Annotated in this window: 19 protein-coding genes and 1 tRNA gene; 11 read left to right on the plus strand and 9 right to left on the minus strand. The window is 69.6% G+C overall.

Features of this window, described 5'->3' with window-relative positions:
• The first annotated feature begins 107 nt into the window (after window positions 1-107).
• From DXT68_RS07895 to DXT68_RS07915, 5 genes are read left to right on the plus strand one after another with little or no spacing between them, the layout of a single operon-like run.
• Window positions 108-1292, plus strand: coding sequence for a ferrochelatase (locus tag DXT68_RS07895; protein WP_045255179.1), 1185 nt, complete (start codon window positions 108-110; stop codon window positions 1290-1292).
• A 37-nt stretch (window positions 1293-1329) separates the two neighbouring features.
• Window positions 1330-1815: a ribose-5-phosphate isomerase gene (locus tag DXT68_RS07900; protein ID WP_045255178.1), complete on the plus strand. Its 486-nt coding sequence runs from the start codon at window positions 1330-1332 to the stop codon at window positions 1813-1815.
• 1 nt (window position 1816) lies between these two features.
• Complete coding sequence (locus tag DXT68_RS07905; RefSeq protein WP_045255177.1) at window positions 1817-2845, plus strand: Fpg/Nei family DNA glycosylase; 1029 nt, start codon at window positions 1817-1819, stop codon at window positions 2843-2845.
• A gap of 23 nt (window positions 2846-2868) precedes the next feature.
• On the plus strand, window positions 2869-3510 hold the full coding sequence (locus tag DXT68_RS07910) for an FMN-binding negative transcriptional regulator (RefSeq protein WP_045255176.1): 642 nt from the start codon (window positions 2869-2871) through the stop codon (window positions 3508-3510).
• Complete coding sequence (locus DXT68_RS07915; protein ID WP_045255175.1) at window positions 3507-5003, plus strand: amidohydrolase; 1497 nt, start codon at window positions 3507-3509, stop codon at window positions 5001-5003. Before DXT68_RS07910 ends, DXT68_RS07915 begins: the two co-directional genes overlap by 4 nt.
• Window positions 5004-5085: 82 nt before the next feature.
• On the opposite strand, the gene DXT68_RS07920 is transcribed toward DXT68_RS07915, so the two are convergent.
• Complete coding sequence (locus DXT68_RS07920; RefSeq protein WP_045255174.1) at window positions 5086-5571, minus strand: Dps family protein; 486 nt, start codon at window positions 5569-5571, stop codon at window positions 5086-5088.
• Between the two features lie 141 nt (window positions 5572-5712).
• Here DXT68_RS07920 and DXT68_RS07925 point away from each other — a divergent pair, with 141 nt between their 5' ends.
• Together DXT68_RS07925 and DXT68_RS07930 are read left to right on the plus strand one after the other, a co-directional pair.
• Window positions 5713-6249 carry a gamma carbonic anhydrase family protein gene (locus tag DXT68_RS07925; protein ID WP_045255173.1) on the plus strand — a complete coding sequence of 179 codons (537 nt, stop codon included), beginning with the start codon at window positions 5713-5715 and terminating at the stop codon, window positions 6247-6249.
• A 29-nt stretch (window positions 6250-6278) separates the two neighbouring features.
• Window positions 6279-6352: transfer RNA gene (locus DXT68_RS07930), tRNA-Ile, on the plus strand.
• On the opposite strand, the gene DXT68_RS07935 is transcribed toward DXT68_RS07930, so the two are convergent.
• From DXT68_RS07935 to DXT68_RS07960, 6 genes are all read right to left on the minus strand, one after another.
• Window positions 6350-6979, minus strand: a complete 630-nt coding sequence (locus DXT68_RS07935) for a DUF2238 domain-containing protein (protein ID WP_045255172.1) — start codon at window positions 6977-6979, stop codon at window positions 6350-6352. The two genes, DXT68_RS07930 and DXT68_RS07935, sit on opposite strands and share 3 nt — an antisense overlap.
• Window positions 6976-7806 (minus strand): endonuclease/exonuclease/phosphatase family protein, encoded by an 831-nt coding sequence (locus tag DXT68_RS07940; protein ID WP_045255171.1) that lies wholly within the window; start codon window positions 7804-7806, stop codon window positions 6976-6978. Before DXT68_RS07940 ends, DXT68_RS07935 begins: the two co-directional genes overlap by 4 nt.
• On the minus strand, window positions 7803-8645 hold the full coding sequence (locus DXT68_RS07945; RefSeq protein WP_082069026.1) for a glycosyltransferase family 2 protein: 843 nt from the start codon (window positions 8643-8645) through the stop codon (window positions 7803-7805). The genes DXT68_RS07940 and DXT68_RS07945 overlap by 4 nt, the downstream gene beginning before the upstream one ends.
• Before the next feature lie 95 nt (window positions 8646-8740).
• Window positions 8741-9064: a DUF7882 family protein gene (locus DXT68_RS07950; protein ID WP_045255170.1), complete on the minus strand. Its 324-nt coding sequence runs from the start codon at window positions 9062-9064 to the stop codon at window positions 8741-8743.
• An 86-nt stretch (window positions 9065-9150) separates the two neighbouring features.
• Entirely contained in the window at window positions 9151-10080 is a 930-nt protein-coding gene (locus DXT68_RS07955) for a helix-turn-helix transcriptional regulator (protein ID WP_045255169.1), read from the minus strand.
• Window positions 10061-10813, minus strand: a complete 753-nt coding sequence (locus DXT68_RS07960) for an exonuclease domain-containing protein (protein ID WP_045255629.1) — start codon at window positions 10811-10813, stop codon at window positions 10061-10063. Before DXT68_RS07960 ends, DXT68_RS07955 begins: the two co-directional genes overlap by 20 nt.
• A gap of 79 nt (window positions 10814-10892) precedes the next feature.
• Between DXT68_RS07960 and DXT68_RS07965 the strand changes: the two genes are divergently transcribed.
• Window positions 10893-11792: an alpha/beta fold hydrolase gene (locus DXT68_RS07965; RefSeq protein ID WP_045255168.1), complete on the plus strand. Its 900-nt coding sequence runs from the start codon at window positions 10893-10895 to the stop codon at window positions 11790-11792.
• On the opposite strand, the gene DXT68_RS07970 is transcribed toward DXT68_RS07965, so the two are convergent.
• Window positions 11764-12237, minus strand: coding sequence for an Lrp/AsnC family transcriptional regulator (locus DXT68_RS07970; protein ID WP_045255167.1), 474 nt, complete (start codon window positions 12235-12237; stop codon window positions 11764-11766). The genes DXT68_RS07965 and DXT68_RS07970 overlap by 29 nt on opposite strands.
• Window positions 12238-12406: 169 nt before the next feature.
• On the opposite strand from DXT68_RS07970, the gene pdhA reads away from it, so the two are divergent.
• Genes pdhA through DXT68_RS07985 form a run of 3 tightly spaced genes read left to right on the plus strand, consistent with a single transcriptional unit; the run spans window position 12407 to window position 15920 of the window.
• Window positions 12407-13522: a pyruvate dehydrogenase (acetyl-transferring) E1 component subunit alpha gene (gene pdhA / locus DXT68_RS07975; RefSeq protein WP_045255166.1), complete on the plus strand. Its 1116-nt coding sequence runs from the start codon at window positions 12407-12409 to the stop codon at window positions 13520-13522.
• 2 nt (window positions 13523-13524) lie between these two features.
• Window positions 13525-14541: an alpha-ketoacid dehydrogenase subunit beta gene (locus DXT68_RS07980; protein ID WP_082069025.1), complete on the plus strand. Its 1017-nt coding sequence runs from the start codon at window positions 13525-13527 to the stop codon at window positions 14539-14541.
• Window positions 14538-15920: a dihydrolipoamide acetyltransferase family protein gene (locus DXT68_RS07985; RefSeq protein ID WP_045255165.1), complete on the plus strand. Its 1383-nt coding sequence runs from the start codon at window positions 14538-14540 to the stop codon at window positions 15918-15920. The genes DXT68_RS07980 and DXT68_RS07985 overlap by 4 nt, the downstream gene beginning before the upstream one ends.
• Here DXT68_RS07985 and DXT68_RS07990 read toward each other — a convergent pair.
• Complete coding sequence (locus DXT68_RS07990; protein WP_045255164.1) at window positions 15913-16506, minus strand: TetR/AcrR family transcriptional regulator; 594 nt, start codon at window positions 16504-16506, stop codon at window positions 15913-15915. The two genes, DXT68_RS07985 and DXT68_RS07990, sit on opposite strands and share 8 nt — an antisense overlap.
• Window positions 16507-16518: the final 12 nt, after the last annotated feature.

The raw sequence follows: 16518 nt of genomic DNA on the forward strand, positions 1-16518 counted from the left end.
TGAGGGGATGCTGCCGCAACCCAGCGCAGTTGGCGCCCACGGCAACCCTGACAGCCTACGCCAGCACGGCGGCCTGTCACGCTCTCCGGAGGTGAAAGAATGAAGGGGTGACCGCGATCGAGCCGAACACCGTCCGCTTTTCCTCTGCTGCCGCCTCCACGGGTGCGCCCTACATGACGACCCCCGTCGCGTATGACGGGATCCTCCTCGCCGGCTTCGGCGGACCGGAGGGCCAGGATGACGTCATCCCGTTCCTGCGCAACGTCACGCGTGGCCGTGGGATCCCCGACGAGAGGCTGGAGGAGGTCGCGCACCACTACCGCCACTTCGGCGGCGTGAGCCCGATCAACGGACAGAACCGCATCCTGAAGGAGGCGCTCGAGGGTGAGCTGGCCCGCCGGGGCATCGACCTTCCGGTGTACTGGGGCAACCGCAACTGGAGCCCGTACCTCGAGGAGGTCGTCACCGAGGCCGCGGCCGACGGGAAGCGGACGCTGCTCGCCTTCGCGACGAGCGCCTACAGCTCCTTCTCGAGCTGCCGACAATACCGCGAGGACTTCGCGCGTGTGCTCGAGGAGACGAACCTCGGTGAGACGGTGACGATCGACAAGATCCGTCCGTTCTACGACCACCCCGGGTTCGTGGAGTCCTTCGAGACGGGCGTGCGCGAGGCCGTCGAGACGTTCATGAGTCAGGGCATCGCGCCCGCCGACATCCAGATCCTGTTCTCCACCCACAGCATCCCGACCGCCGACGCGGAGCGCTCCGGTGCCCGCGACATCGACTGGGGTGAGGGCGGCGCCTACGCGGCTCAGCACCTCGCGGTCGCCGCGTGGGTCATGGACAGGGTCCGCGAGAGCATCCCCGAGGCTGCGGACGTGTCGTGGGAGCTGGTGTATCAGTCCCGCTCCGGCCCCGCATCGCAGCCGTGGCTCGAGCCCGACGTGTGCGACGTGATCGGCGAACTCCCCGCCCGCGGACGCAAGGCCGTCGCGGTCGTCCCGGTCGGATTCATGAGCGATCACATGGAGGTGCTCTGGGACCTCGACACCGAGGCGGCCGAGGCCGCCGACGAGGCGGGTCTCGCCTTCACGCGCACCCCGACGCCGGGTGTCGCGCCGTCGTTCGTCACCGGCATCGTCGATCTGATCGTCGAGCGCCTCGAGGGGCGCCCCAACGAGGAACGGCCGCACGTGACCTCTCTGCCCGGGGCATTCGACGTCTGTCGTCCTGGTTGCTGCGAGAACGTGCGCGCGGGGTTCAAGCCGGCCGCCTCCGGCGTCGCCCCGTGAGCATCCGCTGAGCGGCGGCGCTTCTAGGATGGATGCCATGCGCATCCATATCGCCACCGATCACGCCGGCCTCGACTTCTCGACGCAGCTGCAGGAGCACCTGCGAGGCGCCGGGCACGAGGTCGTGGACCACGGCCCGGTCGAGTACGACGCGGTCGACGACTACCCCGCATTCTGCATCCGCGCCGCGCAGGCCGTGGTGGCGGATCAGGCCGCGGGCATCGAGACCCTCGGGGTCGTCTTCGGCGGCTCGGGGAACGGCGAGCAGATCGCGGCGAACAAGGTCGCGGGAGTGCGTGCCGCTCTGGTCTGGAACACCTCGACGGCCGAGCTCGCTCGCGAGCACAACGACGCCAACGTGATCTCGATCGGCGCGCGTCAGCATACCTTCGACGAAGTCACCTCGTTCATCGACACGTTCATCGCGACCCCCTTCTCGCACGACGAGCGCCACGTTCGCCGGATCGGTCAGATCGCGGACTTCGAGCGCGACGGCTCGCTGCTGCCGGACCCCCGGGCCTGACATGCCGGAGGGGCATTCCGTACATCGGATCGCGCGGCAGTTCGACCGCAACTTCGTCGGAAAGACGCTGCGCGCCTCGAGCCCGCAGGGGCGTTTCGCCGAGGGCGCCGCCGTTCTCGACGGACGTGAGGCGCTGCGCGTGCAGGCCGTCGGCAAGCAGATGTTCCTCGAAACGGAGGGTGATGTCTGGCTACGGGTGCACCTGGGCCTCTACGGAGCCTGGGATTTCGCGGGCGACATCATCGTCGATCCGACGATCGCCGCCGCGAACGGACGCATGGGGCAGACGAACCAGCGGGGCACCGTCGTCGAGGAAGAGCAGGGCGATGGCGCGCCGTCGGCTGACGCGATCCTCGATGACGCGGGCGAGAACTCGCTCTCATCCATCGGCGCGCCACGGCGCACCCGCGTGCACGTGCGCATGTCGGAGCAGACCAAGGGCCTTGCCGATGAGGGGCTGGAGTGGCCGCCGCCGGTCGTGGGGCAGGTGCGTCTGCGGCTGATGACCGACATCACCGCCGCCGATCTGCGCGGACCGACGGCGTGCGTGCTGCAGACCCCGGAGGAGATGCTCGCGAGTGTGGCCAAGCTCGGACCCGATCCGCTCGTGGGCGACCCCGTGGAGAACGAGGAGCGGTTCGTGCGCGCCGTGCGGAGGAAGCCGACCGCGATCGCGCTGCTCCTGATGGACCAGGCGGTCGTCAGCGGAATTGGGAACGTGTACCGCGCCGAGATGCTCTTCCGTCAGGGTCTGAACCCGCACACCCCGGGGCGTGAGGTGCCGGAGGACGTGGTGCGCGCACTCTGGTACGACTGGGTGCGCCTGCTGGCGATCGGAGTCGAGACCGGACAGATGATGACCATGGACGACCTCTCCGCCGCACAGTATCGCGCCGCGATGGCGAACCGCAACGACCGGCACTGGGTCTACCACCGGGCGGGCCTGCCCTGCCGGATCTGCGGCACCGAGATCGCTCTCGAGGAGATCGGCGCGCGGAAGCTCTACTGGTGTCCGCGCTGCCAGGCGTGAGCCGTCGACCGTAGGCTGAGACGATGCGTCAGAATCCCAGTTTCACGCTCGCGGATGTTCAGGAGATCCGTCGCGTCATCGACCGCAACCCCTGGGCGACCATCGTGAGCGACGGCCCCGAGGGCCTCGTGTCGTCGCACTACGCGGTCCTTCTCGATGACGGGAGAGACGACCTCACGATCGTGGGGCACGTCGGCCGTCCCGATGACCGGATCCACGCGATCGGGGAGCGGGAGATGCTCGTCGTGTTCCAGGGCCCCCACGGCTACATCTCGCCGGGCTGGTACGGCGAGGTCCAGGCCGTGCCGACGTGGAACTACACCGCCGTGCACCTCGCCGGGGTCCCCGAGATCCTGAGCGCTGAGGAGAACCTCCGCGTGCTCGATCGGCTCGTCGATCGATTCGAGGGGCGGATGCCGGAGCCGCGCGGCATGTGGGAACGACCGAACGATCCCGCTTTCATCGAGCGGCTCGCCGCCGGCACCGTCGGGTTCCGGCTCACACCGACACGGGTCGTGGCGAAGCACAAGCTCAGTCAGAACAAGGACGCGGAGACGATCGAGACGGTGATCGCACATCTCGAGGGCGACGGGCCCTACGCACAGCCCGAGCTCGCCGCCGAGATGAGGCGCGTACGTCAGGCCCGTCTCGGAGCTGCCGGATGAGCGGCATCGGATCTCGGATCGGCACCGTCGCGAACGTCCGCATCGCGGGGCCAGGCAGCGAGTATCTGATCGACGACGAACCCGTCGACATCGTGCTCGAGGACGGCCTGATCGTCGACATCGCGCCGGCGGGAGCGCTGCCGCCCGCCGGCGAGATTCTCGACGGCCACGGCGCCTGGGCGGTCCCCGGGCTGTGGGACAACCATGTGCACACGGTGCAATGGGCGCTCGCGACCGAGCGCGTCGCTCTCGGCGGGGCATCGTCCGCGGCGGAGGCCGCGTCGATCATGGCGGCCGCCGCGCCTCTTCCCGACGGACGCAAGGTCGGCAGCGGTTTCCGCGATGCGATGTGGCCGGATGCTCCCGACCTGGCACTGCTCGACCGCGCAACAGGCACGGTGCCGACGTACCTGATCAACGCCGATGTGCACAGCACCTGGCTCAATTCCGCGGCGTTGCGGCTCGAGGGGCTCTCGAGCCCCGACGGGATGCTGCGCGAGCAGTACGCGTTCGAGATCTCGCGACGGCTCAACGCCGTCGAGCCGCTTCGCGCCGACATCGCCGTCGGAGCGGCGGGCGAGCGCGCAGCATCGCGGGGGGTGGTCGGCCTCGTCGACTTCGACATGGCCTGGAACGCCGAGGCCTGGTCACGGCGCGTCGCAGCCGGCTTCGCCGCGCACAGGGTGGAGTTCGCGATCTACCCGTTCGACCTGACGCGGGCGATCGCAGAGGGGCTTCGATCGGGTGAGGTGCACGAGCTGTCGGAGACGCCGGAGGCTGCTCGCGGACTGATCAGTGTGGGACCGCTGAAGGTCATCAGTGACGGATCGCTGGGCACCCGCACCGCGGCGTGTTCGCACCCCTATCCCGGGGATCCACAGAACTTCGGCGTGCTCACCGTCCCGCCCGCCGAGCTCACCGAACTGCTCACGGCCGCGACCGGCGGCGGCCTCGGCGTCGCGGTGCACGCGATCGGGGATCGCGCGGTCACTGCGGCGCTCGACGCCTTCACTCTCTCTGGCGCCACCGGGACCATCGAACATGCGCAGCTCGTGCGCCACGCGGACCTCGCCCGCTTCGGGCGCCTCGGGGTGATCGCGAGTGTGCAGCCGCAGCATGCTCTCGACGATCGCGACCTCGTCGGCACGCACTGGGCGGGTCAGACCTCCGTCGGCTACCCGCTCAGAGCCCTCAGGGACGCCGGCGTCGAACTCCGGTTCGGATCCGACGCGCCCGTCGCTCCGCTGGATCCCTGGCAGGGGATCGCCGCTGCGGTCACCCGCACCGACGACGAGCGCGACGCGTGGCATCCGGAGGAGCGGATCACCCGCGCCCAGGCCCTTCAGGCCAGTGTGCGCACGGCCCTGCGCCCCGGACAGCCCGCCGACATCGCCCTCTGCGGCTTCGACCCGCTGCAGGCATCCGGCGCGGATCTGCGCGCCATGCCGGTCATCGCGACGCTCGTGGCCGGACGAGTCACGCACGGCGTCTGAGGCCTCCCGAACAAGAGAAGGCGCTCGCGAACGAGAGAGGGCACCGGGATGACCCCGGTGCCCTCGTCGAGTCGTCTGGTGATCAGGCGGCGATGTGCGACACGAGGAACCAGCGGTCCTTCTCGAGTCCGCGCATGACCTCGATCGCGACGTCCTGGCTGGTGAGGTCGACCTCGTCGAGACCGTCGATCGCGGCCTTCACATCGACCAGGATCGCGTCGATGTCGGCGATGACGGCGCGCACGAGCTCGTCGGACTGCGTGAAGCCTGCAGGAACCGAGGTGGCTCCGGCCTTGGCGGCGACGGCGCTGACGCGGGCGTCGATCGGGAGCCCCAGCGCGACGATCCGCTCGGCGGCCGTGTCGGCGAAGTCACCGGCGTGGGCGACGATCGTGTCGAGCAGCTCGTGCACGCCGACGAAGTTCGCGCCGCGAACGTGCCAGTGGGCCTGCTTGCCGTTGACCGTCAGTGCCTGCAGTCCCAGGACGACGGGGGAGAGGAACTGAGCCGCTGCGGCTGCCACGGTCGGGTCGCTGGCGGTGGTGGGAACGGTCTGTACCTTGCTCATGCTGTGCTCCTCTGAAGTGCTCTTCTCGTACCTGATGAAGACAACGCTACTCATCTGAAAACATTCCGCAAGCAAGCGAAGGCTCGGCTTAGTGCCCCGGAAACACGCGGTATTCCTGGGATGTGAGGGTAGTCTCCCCTCATGGTCATCGCACGTGGAGCATCCGTTCTCGCACTTCCGGGAAAGGAGCCCTCGATCGCTCAGGACGTCTTCGTCGCCGACGGTGCTCGCATCGTCGGACAGGTCTCGCTGGCCGCAGGCTCGAGCGTCTGGTACAACGCCGTGCTGCGCGCGGACTCCGCCTCCATCACCGTCGGTGCGCGGAGCAACCTGCAGGACAACGTCTCGGTCCACGTCGACGCCGACCATCCCGTGCTCCTGGGAGCGGACGTGTCGATCGGACACAATGCCGTCGTGCACGGCTGCACGATCGGCGACGGCTCGCTCGTCGGCATGGGCGCCGTGGTGCTCAGTGGCGCGGTCATCGGCGCAGGGTGCCTCGTGGCGGGCGGTGCCGTCGTCCTCGGCGGCACCGTGGTGCCCGACGGATCCCTGGTCGCGGGGATACCCGCCACGGTGCGCAGGCCCCTCACCGACGACGAGAGGGTGGGACTCCGCGACAACGCCGATGCCTATCTCCGCCACGTGCGCGCGCATATCGAGGCCACACCGGTCTGACTCCGCCGGCCCGCTAGGCTGGTCTGCGCGGGGCGGTGGCCAAGCTGGTTAAGGCAGTGGGCTCATAACCCAACGATCGCGGGTTCAAGTCCCGCCCGCCCTACTCCCGCACGACTGCTGATGCGACCATGCCTGCATCGCTCGCCTCTCGTGCCGCGCGCTCGACGGGCGCGAACACGAGTGCGAGGCCCGCGACCAGACCGCCGAGACCGCCGAAGACCATGTCGCCGATCGTGTCCTGATACGTCACGAATATCTCGTCGCTCAGATACGTCAGGCCCAGCCATTCGACCATCTCCCACACCGCGCTGAGCGCCAGGGCGGTCAGGGGGAGCAGCACGAGCGGGGTACGAGCCGACACCGCGTCGCCGCGGGTGATCGGCGCGATCCGGGCGCGCGTGAGCACGACGGCGGCGATGACCGCGAGCACGCCGGTGCAGGCGAAATGCACCAGCAGATCCCATCCGGGGACGCTGCGGTACAGATCGAACACGTTGCTCCACGCCGCCGCGAGGACGAGCACGCACGTGGTCAGATCGAACCATCCGCGCAACCCCAGCATCCGTGGCAGCATCAGCGCGGGGAGGGCGAGCGCGGTGATCCCGACGTCCGTCGGCGCGAGCACGATCGCCGCGACACCGACCGCGACCACTCCGATGACACGGAGGGCGTCCGCCGCCCATTCCGCGGCGGTGCGGGGAGGACGCAGGAAGTCGTCTCTGAGAGTCATCGGTCATCCTCCACGATCGTGAGCAGACTCTGCACCGGCAGATGATCGGAGGGGCGGATGCCGTCGAACGATCGGTCGTTCATGGCGGCCTCCCGCACGCGGATGCCGGGAGTGACGAGGATCCGATCGATGCGGCGTCCCCCGGCGCGGGCAGGTCGATACCCCGGGCACGTGCCCCACTCGGGGGTCAGTCGCGTCTCCGCCTCGCTCCAGCTGTCCGCCAGCCCTCCCGCGATCAGAGCCCGCACGGCCGACGACCCGTCCCCGGCGTTCAGGTCACCCATCACGACGGCCGGCGCGGTGCTGCGGGCGACGAGCGCCACGACGGCGCGCGCGGAATGCGCACGCGAGGTGCGGGAGAGGTGATCGAGGTGGGTGTTCACGACCAGCAGAGACAGGCCGGTGGCGACATCCGTGAACTCCGCGGCCACGAGGATCCGGGGGATCAGGTTGCCCCAGCCGATCGATCCCGGGCTGCTGGGCGTGTCCGAGAGCGCCTGCTGGGTCCACGACCTCAGCGTCACCCGCGAGGTGTCGTAGAGGATCGGAGTGCCCTCGCCGTCGCCGTGTCTCCCGCGACCTCGACCGAGCGACCGGTACCGCGGGCCCAGCGCCTCTCGGACGATACGGAGCGCCCGGGGCCGCACCTCCTGCAGCCCCAGGATCGTCGGCGCCTCCGCTCCGAGCAGCGCCGCGACGGCCGGGGCGCGTCGGCCCCACCGGTCTACTCGGCGGACCAGGGGACCGTCCATCGCGCGACGGATGTTGAAGGACATCACGTGCAGGTCCGGAGCCGACGCGGGCCCCATGGCCGCAGGACTGCTCATGCGAGCATCCGCCGCGCCGCACGTCGGCGCAGACTCTCCGTGACAAGACGTCGCCACCGTCGCGGAGGGAAGTCGTGGGGCCAATGCACGACCACGCTGCGATACCCCCGGTGCACCCGACGGCCGAACCGGCCATCGGTGAACGGTCGCATCGACATCCCCATACGGCCCTCCGGCAGCATGCCGATGCGGTGCCCCCTGCCGAGATGGAAAGCGAGGTCGAGGTCGTCGTGCAGCTCGGGGTCGTCGCGATGCACTTCGCCGCGCACGGACTCCCATGCCTCGCGGCGGAATGCCAGGTTGGAGCCGAACAGCGGCGGATGCCCGAGCGTGAGGCCCAGCAGCGCGCGATACGCACCGAGGTAGAGCAGCTCCAACGGCGTGCGGAGCGCGGCCGGCCCGTCGGTGAACCGCGCTCGACCTGTGAACGCGGCAATGTCCGCGTCCGCGGCGAACGCGCCGACGACCGCTCGCACCCATCCGGGCTCCGGCACGCAGTCCGCGTCGAGGCGGAGGATGAGATCGCCGCGGGCGGCGTCGTAGCCGGCGGACGCCGCAGCCGGGATCCCGGGATCATCGCAGCGCACGACACGCGCCCCCGCGGCTCTGGCGCGATCGGCCGAGTCGTCGGAGGAGCCGTTGTCGACGACGATGATCTCGTCGACCGGTCGATCCTGAGCGACGAGCGCCGACAGGCAGCGCGTCAGCAGCGCCGCATCGTCCTTCACGGGGATCACCACCGAGACGGCCGGCTCGCCTCGCGGTACGACTGTGACGGTCCCGTGCCGTGCGGCGTCGGAACGGCACACGTCCTCGCCATCCCCTCGGGCACCCGTCATACCGATCGTCCTGTCATCGCCTACAGTCTGACACCGTGGCCGCGGCGCGGCGAGGGACTTGACAGTGGATGAGGGTCACGGCACACGCCGGTGCGTCAGACGCTCAGTGCGTCCTCGGGCGGGTCGAGCAGCTCGTCGACGAGCATCACGCCGCCGGTCGAGTTCGCCGAGTGGGCGAGTGCCTCGATCCACCGGCGACTCAGTGACGTGGCCTCCGGCTCGTCGAAGACGAAACGGAGGGGGATCGAGGGGTGCAGCCACACCGTGGAGCGACCCTGAGGCTGGTCGTCGGGGTGTCGCCAGGTGAGGGTGAAGCTCTCATTGCGGCGCAGCTTCGTCGCGATGACGACCTTGAGATGCGCGAGCGGGCGGTCGTCGATATGGATCGGGTCCGATCCGCCGTAATACAGGTAACCCATGATCGAGAATCTATTCGCCCGCGATTCGAGTGTCCCTGCACGTCGCCTCCCTGCGCGCGGTTCGCGAACAGGTCGTGCGCGAACTGTCATCGGCCGTGCATGGCGACCGTCTGCGAGGGCAGCATTCCGAAGCTCTCCCGATAGGCCGTGGCGAAGCGCGACGGGTGCGAGAATCCCCATCGACGGGCGACCGCGGACACGGTCGACGGAGCCCCCGACCGCAGCTCGCGGTGGGCACCGTCGAGACGCGCCTGGCGCAGGCGTTCGGCCGGCGTGGTGTCGAGCGCACGGCGGAAGGCGTACTGGAGTCCCCTCGTCGAGATGTGCACCGCCGTCGCCACGTCGTCGACGGTGATGGGTCGGTGCGCGTTCTCGGCGATGAACTCGAGCGCACGACGCACCGTGACGGGTGCCGGCGACGTCTGCGCCGATCGCTGACGTCGTGGCGCACCAGCGATCGAGAACGTGGCGAGCGTCGCCGCGGCCGCGTGACGATCGAGCTCCGCACGCAGCAGCTCGTCGTGATCGTCGAGCTCCGCCAGGCTGCGCTCGAGGTAGGTGAACATCCGATCCCAGGCCGCCGCCAGCGAGGCCGACCGGGGCGAGAGGTCCGATGCGTGCAGAGAGAGTGTGTCGTCGCCGCTGATCGTGCGGGCGAGTCGCTGCAATGACGTGGGTTCGAACACGACGGCGCTGACCCGCGCTCCGCGCTCCCAGTGAGAGTGGACTCGGGCGCCGTCGCTGATCCACGGACGACTCGCATCGAGGTCGGCCCGGTCGGAGCGGATGCGCACGGCAGGGCCCTCGATCCGGCAGACGAGGAACTGGTTCTCGGGCTGAACGGTCGAGCGCACCTCCGCAGCGAGGTCGTAGCGGACCACGCTCGCGCCGGTCAGATCTGCCGAATGCCAGTCGAAGAAGAAGCGCTGACGATCGACGTCGTGGAGCACGGCTGACGGGACGTACTGCTTCCAGGTGCTCTCGACACGGGTGGCGTCATCGGTGCGCAGGCGCATGCGGATCCACCTCCTCCGCATCGCGGCGTGCCCGCACGGGCCACTCGCCGTCGAGCCTGTCGTCAGGATCGAGTCGACCGATCCGGATGAAGTACTCCGTGAGGCTCGCGGCCTGGGAGCGCGCCCATCCGATCTGCCGTGTGTGCAACTCGTCGAGCGTGTCGGGGAGGACGAACTGGCGGGCCAGAGCCTGGGCGACGCGACCCGCGGCGACCGCATCCGCCGACGCCTGATGCGCATCGTCGAGGGGCACCGCGTACAGCGCGGCGACGACCTCGAGCGTCCGCTTGCCCGGTCGGTACCTGTCGTACGCCTTGTCGATGACGAGCGGGTCGATCACGGGTGCGGGGTTCTCGAGCGGAAGCACCCCGTGTCGACGGGCCTCGTGTGCCAGCAGCGAGAAGTCGTACGCCGCGTTGTAGGCGACGATGGGAACGCCCTGCGACAGCAGCGACCGCAGGGCTCCCGTGACCTGCGCGACCACCTCGGCGACGGGCCTGCCCAGGCGGCGCGCGTGCTCGGTGGTGACGCCGTGGACGGCGGTGGCGCCGTCGGGGATGGGGATCCCGGGGTCTGCGAGCCAGTCCCTCGCGGCGATCTCGCGCCCGTCCGCGTCGAGGAGGCCGACGTGCGCGGTGACGACCCTGTCGTTCTCGACGTCGACACCCGTCGTCTCCAGATCGAACACGCCCACGCGGGTGATCCAATGGGGGAGGGACGAGACCTGAGGCATGCTTTCACCGTAGATCCGGTCTCCGACATCCGCGCGGAGGGACACGGGATGCCGCTCCCGGCCTCCGTACACTGGACGCATGCCCGTGCCCTCGCCCTATGCCGACCGCCTCAGCCGACTTCCGGTCGAACGTCACGAGGTGGAGGTGCGCGGGGGCACGACGGCCTACTGGACGTACGGTCCTGCCGACGCCGCGACGACGATCATCGCCGTGCACGGCTTCCGCGGGGAGCACCACGGTCTCGAACCCGTCCTCGCGTATCTCCCCGAGGTCCGTGTGATCGCTCCGGATCTCCCGGGGTTCGGCGAGACCGCTCCGGTGAGCGGGCGAACGTACGATCTCGACGAGTACGTCGGATGGCTGCGCGAGTTCTCGGACGCGGTCGCGCCCGGCGCCGTGATCCTCGGCCATTCCTTCGGGTCCATCGTCGCCGCTGCTGCGGTGGCGGGCGGCCTGGAGACGCCGAAGCTGATCCTGGTCAACCCGATCGGCGCTCCGGCCCTGGAGGGGCCGAAGGGGATCATGACCCGCCTCGCGGTGCTTTACTACGCCCTGGGAGCGCGGCTTCCGGAGAAGCTGGGCACCGCGCTGCTGCGCAACAGGGCGGTCGTCAGAGTGATGAGCGTCACGATGGCGAAGACCTCGGATCGGGGTCTGCGCCGCTTCATCCACGACCAGCACGACACCTACTTCTCACGCTTCGCCGACCGCGATGTGCTGCGCGACGCATTCGTCACCAGCGTGTCGCACGACGTCAGCGAGTTCGCGTCGGAGATCGCCACCCCCACACTGCTGATCGCCGCCCAGCGCGACGACATCACCCCGATCGAGGTCGAGCGTGAGCTGGCCACCCGCTTCGACGAGGCGACCCTCGTCGAGATCGCGCACGTCGGACACCTGATCCACTACGAGACGCCGGCCGAAGCGGCGGGCGCCGTCCGCCGCTTCCTCAGGATTCCCGTCGCGCGAGGCCGATGAGACCGGCGACCCGGAACGGGATCACCTCGCCCATCGCCAGTGAGGTCTCGGTGCGCTCCACGCCCTCGATGGACAGGATGCGTGCGTCGGTGTCGAACAGATGCCGCGCGTCGCGGCAGGCGACGCGCGCCAGCAGGTCGATCGATCCGCTGAGGCCGTGCGCCTGCACGACCTCGGGAATCCGCGCGAGCTCGGTGATGATGCGAGGGAGCTCGGTCTGACGCACGCCGATGCTCACGAAAGCCTGCAGCGGGAAGCCCAGCACGTCGGTGGAGAACGAGCGCTCGTAGGACTGGAAGATCCCCGTCTGCTCCAGCCGAGCCATACGCGCCTGGATGGTGTTGCGCGAGAGGCCGAGATTTTCGGCGAGGGCGACGATGGTGACCCTCGGGTCATCCGAGAGAGCGGCGAGCAGTTCGAGATCTATCCGGTCGAGTCCAGCCATAGTGCCAAACGATACCAGGGCCGACGGAGGCCATATTTGGCAACATGCTCAAGCCGATCGCAGTTGCTTGAGCGAGGTGATGAGCGGACGTACGCTCGAGTGAACCGGCGATGAGGCCGGGGCTGTGCGGAGAACCCGAGCCGACAGCCACGAACCCAGGAGGACGACGATGTCACCGCAGGTCACCCCGATCGCCGACACCGCGCAGGATCTCGAGCTCACCGAGCGCATGATCGCGCCGGACGGTCAGCGCGTCGCGAACCCCCGACTCGACGCCTTCGTCGACGACGTCGACGCCGAGCAGCTGCGCGCACTGCACCGCGACATGGTCATCCTCCGCCGCATCGACGCGGAGGGCGTCGCGCTGCAGCGGCAGGGCCAGCTGGGGCTGTGGGCTCCGTGTCAGGGTCAGGAGGCCACGCAGATCGGCACGGCTCGCGCGCTGGCCGCGAGGGACTACGTGTTCCCCAGCTACCGCGAGACCGGTGTGATCTACGCGCGGGGTGCGAAGCCCGGCGACTACGTGCGCATGTGGCGTGGGGAGGAAGGCGCGGGTCACGACCCCGAGGCTCTGCGCGTCGCCCCTCTGCAGATCATCATCGGCGCGCAGACCCTGCACGCGGTGGGCTACGGACTCGGCATCCTCCACGACGAGGCCGACGAGGTGGCCGTGACGTATTTCGGCGACGGAGCGACCAGCCAGGGCGATGTGAACGAGGCGATGATCTTCGCGGCGTCGTACGGAGCGCCCGTGGTGTTCGTCTGCCAGAACAATCACTGGGCGATCTCGGAGCCGGTGTCCGTGCAGTCCGCGTATCCGATCGCGGGTCGCGCACCGGGGTTCGGCATCCCGAGCGTCCGCGTCGACGGCAACGACGTGCTCGCCTGCATGGCGGCGATGCGGTGGGCGCTGGCACACGCGCGCGCCGGCAAGGGGCCCGCATACATCGAAGCGGTGACCTATCGGATGGGCCCTCACACGACGGCAGACGACCCGACCCGCTATCGCCCGCAGACGGAGCTCGACGAGTGGCGGCGACGCGACCCCATCTCCCGTCTGGAAGCGCACCTGCGCGAACTCGGCGAACTCGGTGACGACCACGTGGCCGCGACGCAGGAGGCCGCCGACGACATCGCGCGCGAGATGCGCGCGGAGTGCCTCGGCATGGTGACGCGTCCGCCGCTCGCCGTGTTCGACGGCGTCTACGCCGAGCCGCATTCGGGACTCGACCGTCAGCGCGACGAGTACGCCGCCCACCTCGCGTCCTTCGAAGGCGAGGCGTGACCATGGCCGCTGCGGAGATGACCCTCGGGAAGGCGCTCGGCGCGGGACTGCGTCAGGCTATGCGCGACGACGACCGGGTCGTCCTGCTCGGAGAGGACATCGGCAAGCTCGGCGGGGTCTTCCGGATCACCGACGGGCTGCTCGACGAATTCGGTGCGAAGCGGGTCATCGACACCCCGCTGGCCGAATCCGGGATCGTCGGAACGGCTGTGGGACTCGCGTTCCGCGGCTACCGTCCCGTGGTCGAGATCCAGTTCGACGGCTTCGTCTACCCGGCGTTCGATCAGATCGTGGCGCAGGTCGCCAAGCTGCACTACCGCACACAGGGGCGTGTCCGGATGCCCATCACCATCCGCATCCCCTGGGCCGGGGGCATCGGTGCCGCCGAGCATCACTCGGAGTCGCCGGAGGCCTACTTCGTGCACACCGCAGGGCTCAGGGTGATCGCCGTGTCGAACCCCGAGGACGCCTACCGCAGCCTGCGCCAGGCGATCGCCTCCGACGACCCGGTGATCTTCTTCGAGCCCAAGCGGCTCTACCACCACAAGGGACAGGTCGATCTCGATGCGCCGCTGGCGGACGCCGCGCCGATGGGTCTCGCCCGCGTCGTGCGCACGGGCGCGGATGCCACGCTCATCACCTATGGGGCGATGGTGACGACGGCGCTGCAGGCCGCAGAAGCCGCGGAGGATGAGGGGATCTCGCTCGAGGTCATCGACCTGCGGTCCCTGTCGCCGGTCGACTACGGCACCGTCGCGGCGTCGGTGCGCAAGACCGGTCGCGTCGTCGTCGCGCATGAGGCCTCGCGAGAGGCCGGGGTCGCCGCCGAGGTCATCGCCAGCATCACCGAGCGGTGCTTCGAGTACCTCGAGTCCGCTCCGCTGCGGGTCACGGGACACGACGTGCCGTATCCGCCGGCGAAGCTCGAGAAATACCACCTTCCCGATCTCGACCGAGTGCTGGATGCGGTCGACAGGGTGCTGGACCGCCCGCACAGCCTGACAGGAGCGGACGCATGATCGCGGAGTTCCGACTGCCCGACCTCGGCGAAGGTCTCGCCGAGGCGGAGGTGGTGCAGTGGCTCGTCGCGCCGGGCGATGAGGTGGCCCTGAATCAGACGCTGGCCGAGGTCGAGACCGCGAAGGCCGTGGTCGAGCTGCCCTCGCCGTACGAAGGCCGGGTGACCGTGCTGCACGCCGGGGCAGGCGAGACCGTCCTGGTGGGCGCGCCCCTCATCGCATTCGAGGTCGCGGGATCCGACGGTGCCTCGAAGCCGCAGAGCCCGTCCGAGGAGGCGCGCGGGGAGGAGAAGGCGCAGCCGAACCTGGTCGGATACGGAGCCGCCCCCTCATCGGCCGGCAGACCCGCCCGCCGGGCCCGTCGCACCGAGGCGGCGCCGCGAGCCGCAGACATCGCCGTCCTGGAGGCGGCCCCGCACGATGCGTCACCCCGCGCGAGCGTGGAGACGACGGTCGAGCGGCCTCGATCGACGCCACCCGTGAGGGCGTACGCGAAGCGCCGGGGGATCGATCTCGCTCTGGTCGCCACGGTGGTGGGCGATCGTGTCATCACCCGAGACGACATCGACGACTACGGGCGACGCATCGACGGTGCCGCGCCCGATGTCGTGCCCCACCCCGTGCCCGACGACGTGTCCGACGCGGTGTCTGCCACGGCGTCTGGCGCGCGCGACGGTCGACGGGAGACGCGTATTCCCATCCGCGGCGTGCGCAAGCACACCGCGGCGGCCATGGTCGAGAGCGCGTTCACGGCTCCACACGTCACGATCTTCCACACCGTCGACGTCACCGCGACCATGGAGCTGCTGGCGTCGCTCAAGGAGGACCGTGCACTCACAGATCATCGGATCGGTCCGCTCGCCGTCATCGCCAAGGCCGTCTGCCTGGCCCTGGGCCGGGCACCGGAGCTGAACGCTCGGTGGGAGGCCGGATCCGGCGAGATCGTCCGCTACGACTACGTCGATCTCGGTATCGCCGCGGCGACCGAGCGCGGACTGATAGTGCCACACATCCGCGACGCGCAGACGCTCACCCTCGTAGAGCTGGCCGATGCGCTGGGCTCTCTCGCAGCGACCGCGCGGTCGGGCAGGACCTCGCCCGCCGAACTCCTCGGCGGTACCTTCTCGATCTCCAACATCGGAGTCTTCGGTGTGGATGCGGGGACGCCGATCCTTCCCCCGGGACAGTCCGGCATCCTCGCGGTCGGCGCCGTCCGGCGTCAGCCTTGGGAGTACCGCGGCGAGATCGCACTGCGACAGATGATGACACTGAGTCTGTCGTTCGATCACCGCCTGGTGGACGGCGCCGAGGGTGCGCGCTTCCTCCGCGACGTCGCTGACGTCTTGGAGCAGCCGGGGCGGGCGATGCTGCTCAGGTGACCGCGCGCAGAGCCGATTCCGCCATCGCGGCCAGCACGGCCGCGGTGGCGGAGCGCTGTCTGGCGGCCGCCCTGGTGCTGTGCGGCGTGGAGTTGATGAGTCCGAAGCACGCCTGCACCCGCAGTCGCCTCTCATCCGCGTCGGCGTCGATGAGGGGGGAGAGGGTCTCGATCCACAGCTCGATGTAGGCGCGCTGCAGGCGCCGGACCTCTGCGTGGTCGCGCGCATCGAGATGCGCCACATCCCGGTCCTGCACGCGGATCACATCCGCATGGCCGAGGGCGAACTCCACGTGGAACTCGATCAGCGCTCGCATCCGCTCCTCGGGCGTCGAGCCTTCCGCCGCAACGCGCGATCCGCCGTCGACGAGGTCGACGCTGACCTTCACCAGCACGGCACCGAGGAGGGACTGCTTGCCCGCGAAATGACGATAGACGGCGGGGCCGGACACGCCGACCGCCGCACCGATGTCCTCGAGGCTCACGCCGTTGTACCCGCTCCGGGCGAACAGCCGGGCGGCCTCGCGGAGGATCGCGTCCGAGCGCTCTGCCTTGGCGCGATCGCGCGCGGTGACGGGGCTTGTCATCTCAGTTAATCC

Origin of the sequence: Microbacterium foliorum (genome assembly GCF_003367705.1) — a bacterium.
In the GTDB taxonomy this organism is placed as follows: domain Bacteria; phylum Actinomycetota; class Actinomycetes; order Actinomycetales; family Microbacteriaceae; genus Microbacterium; species Microbacterium foliorum.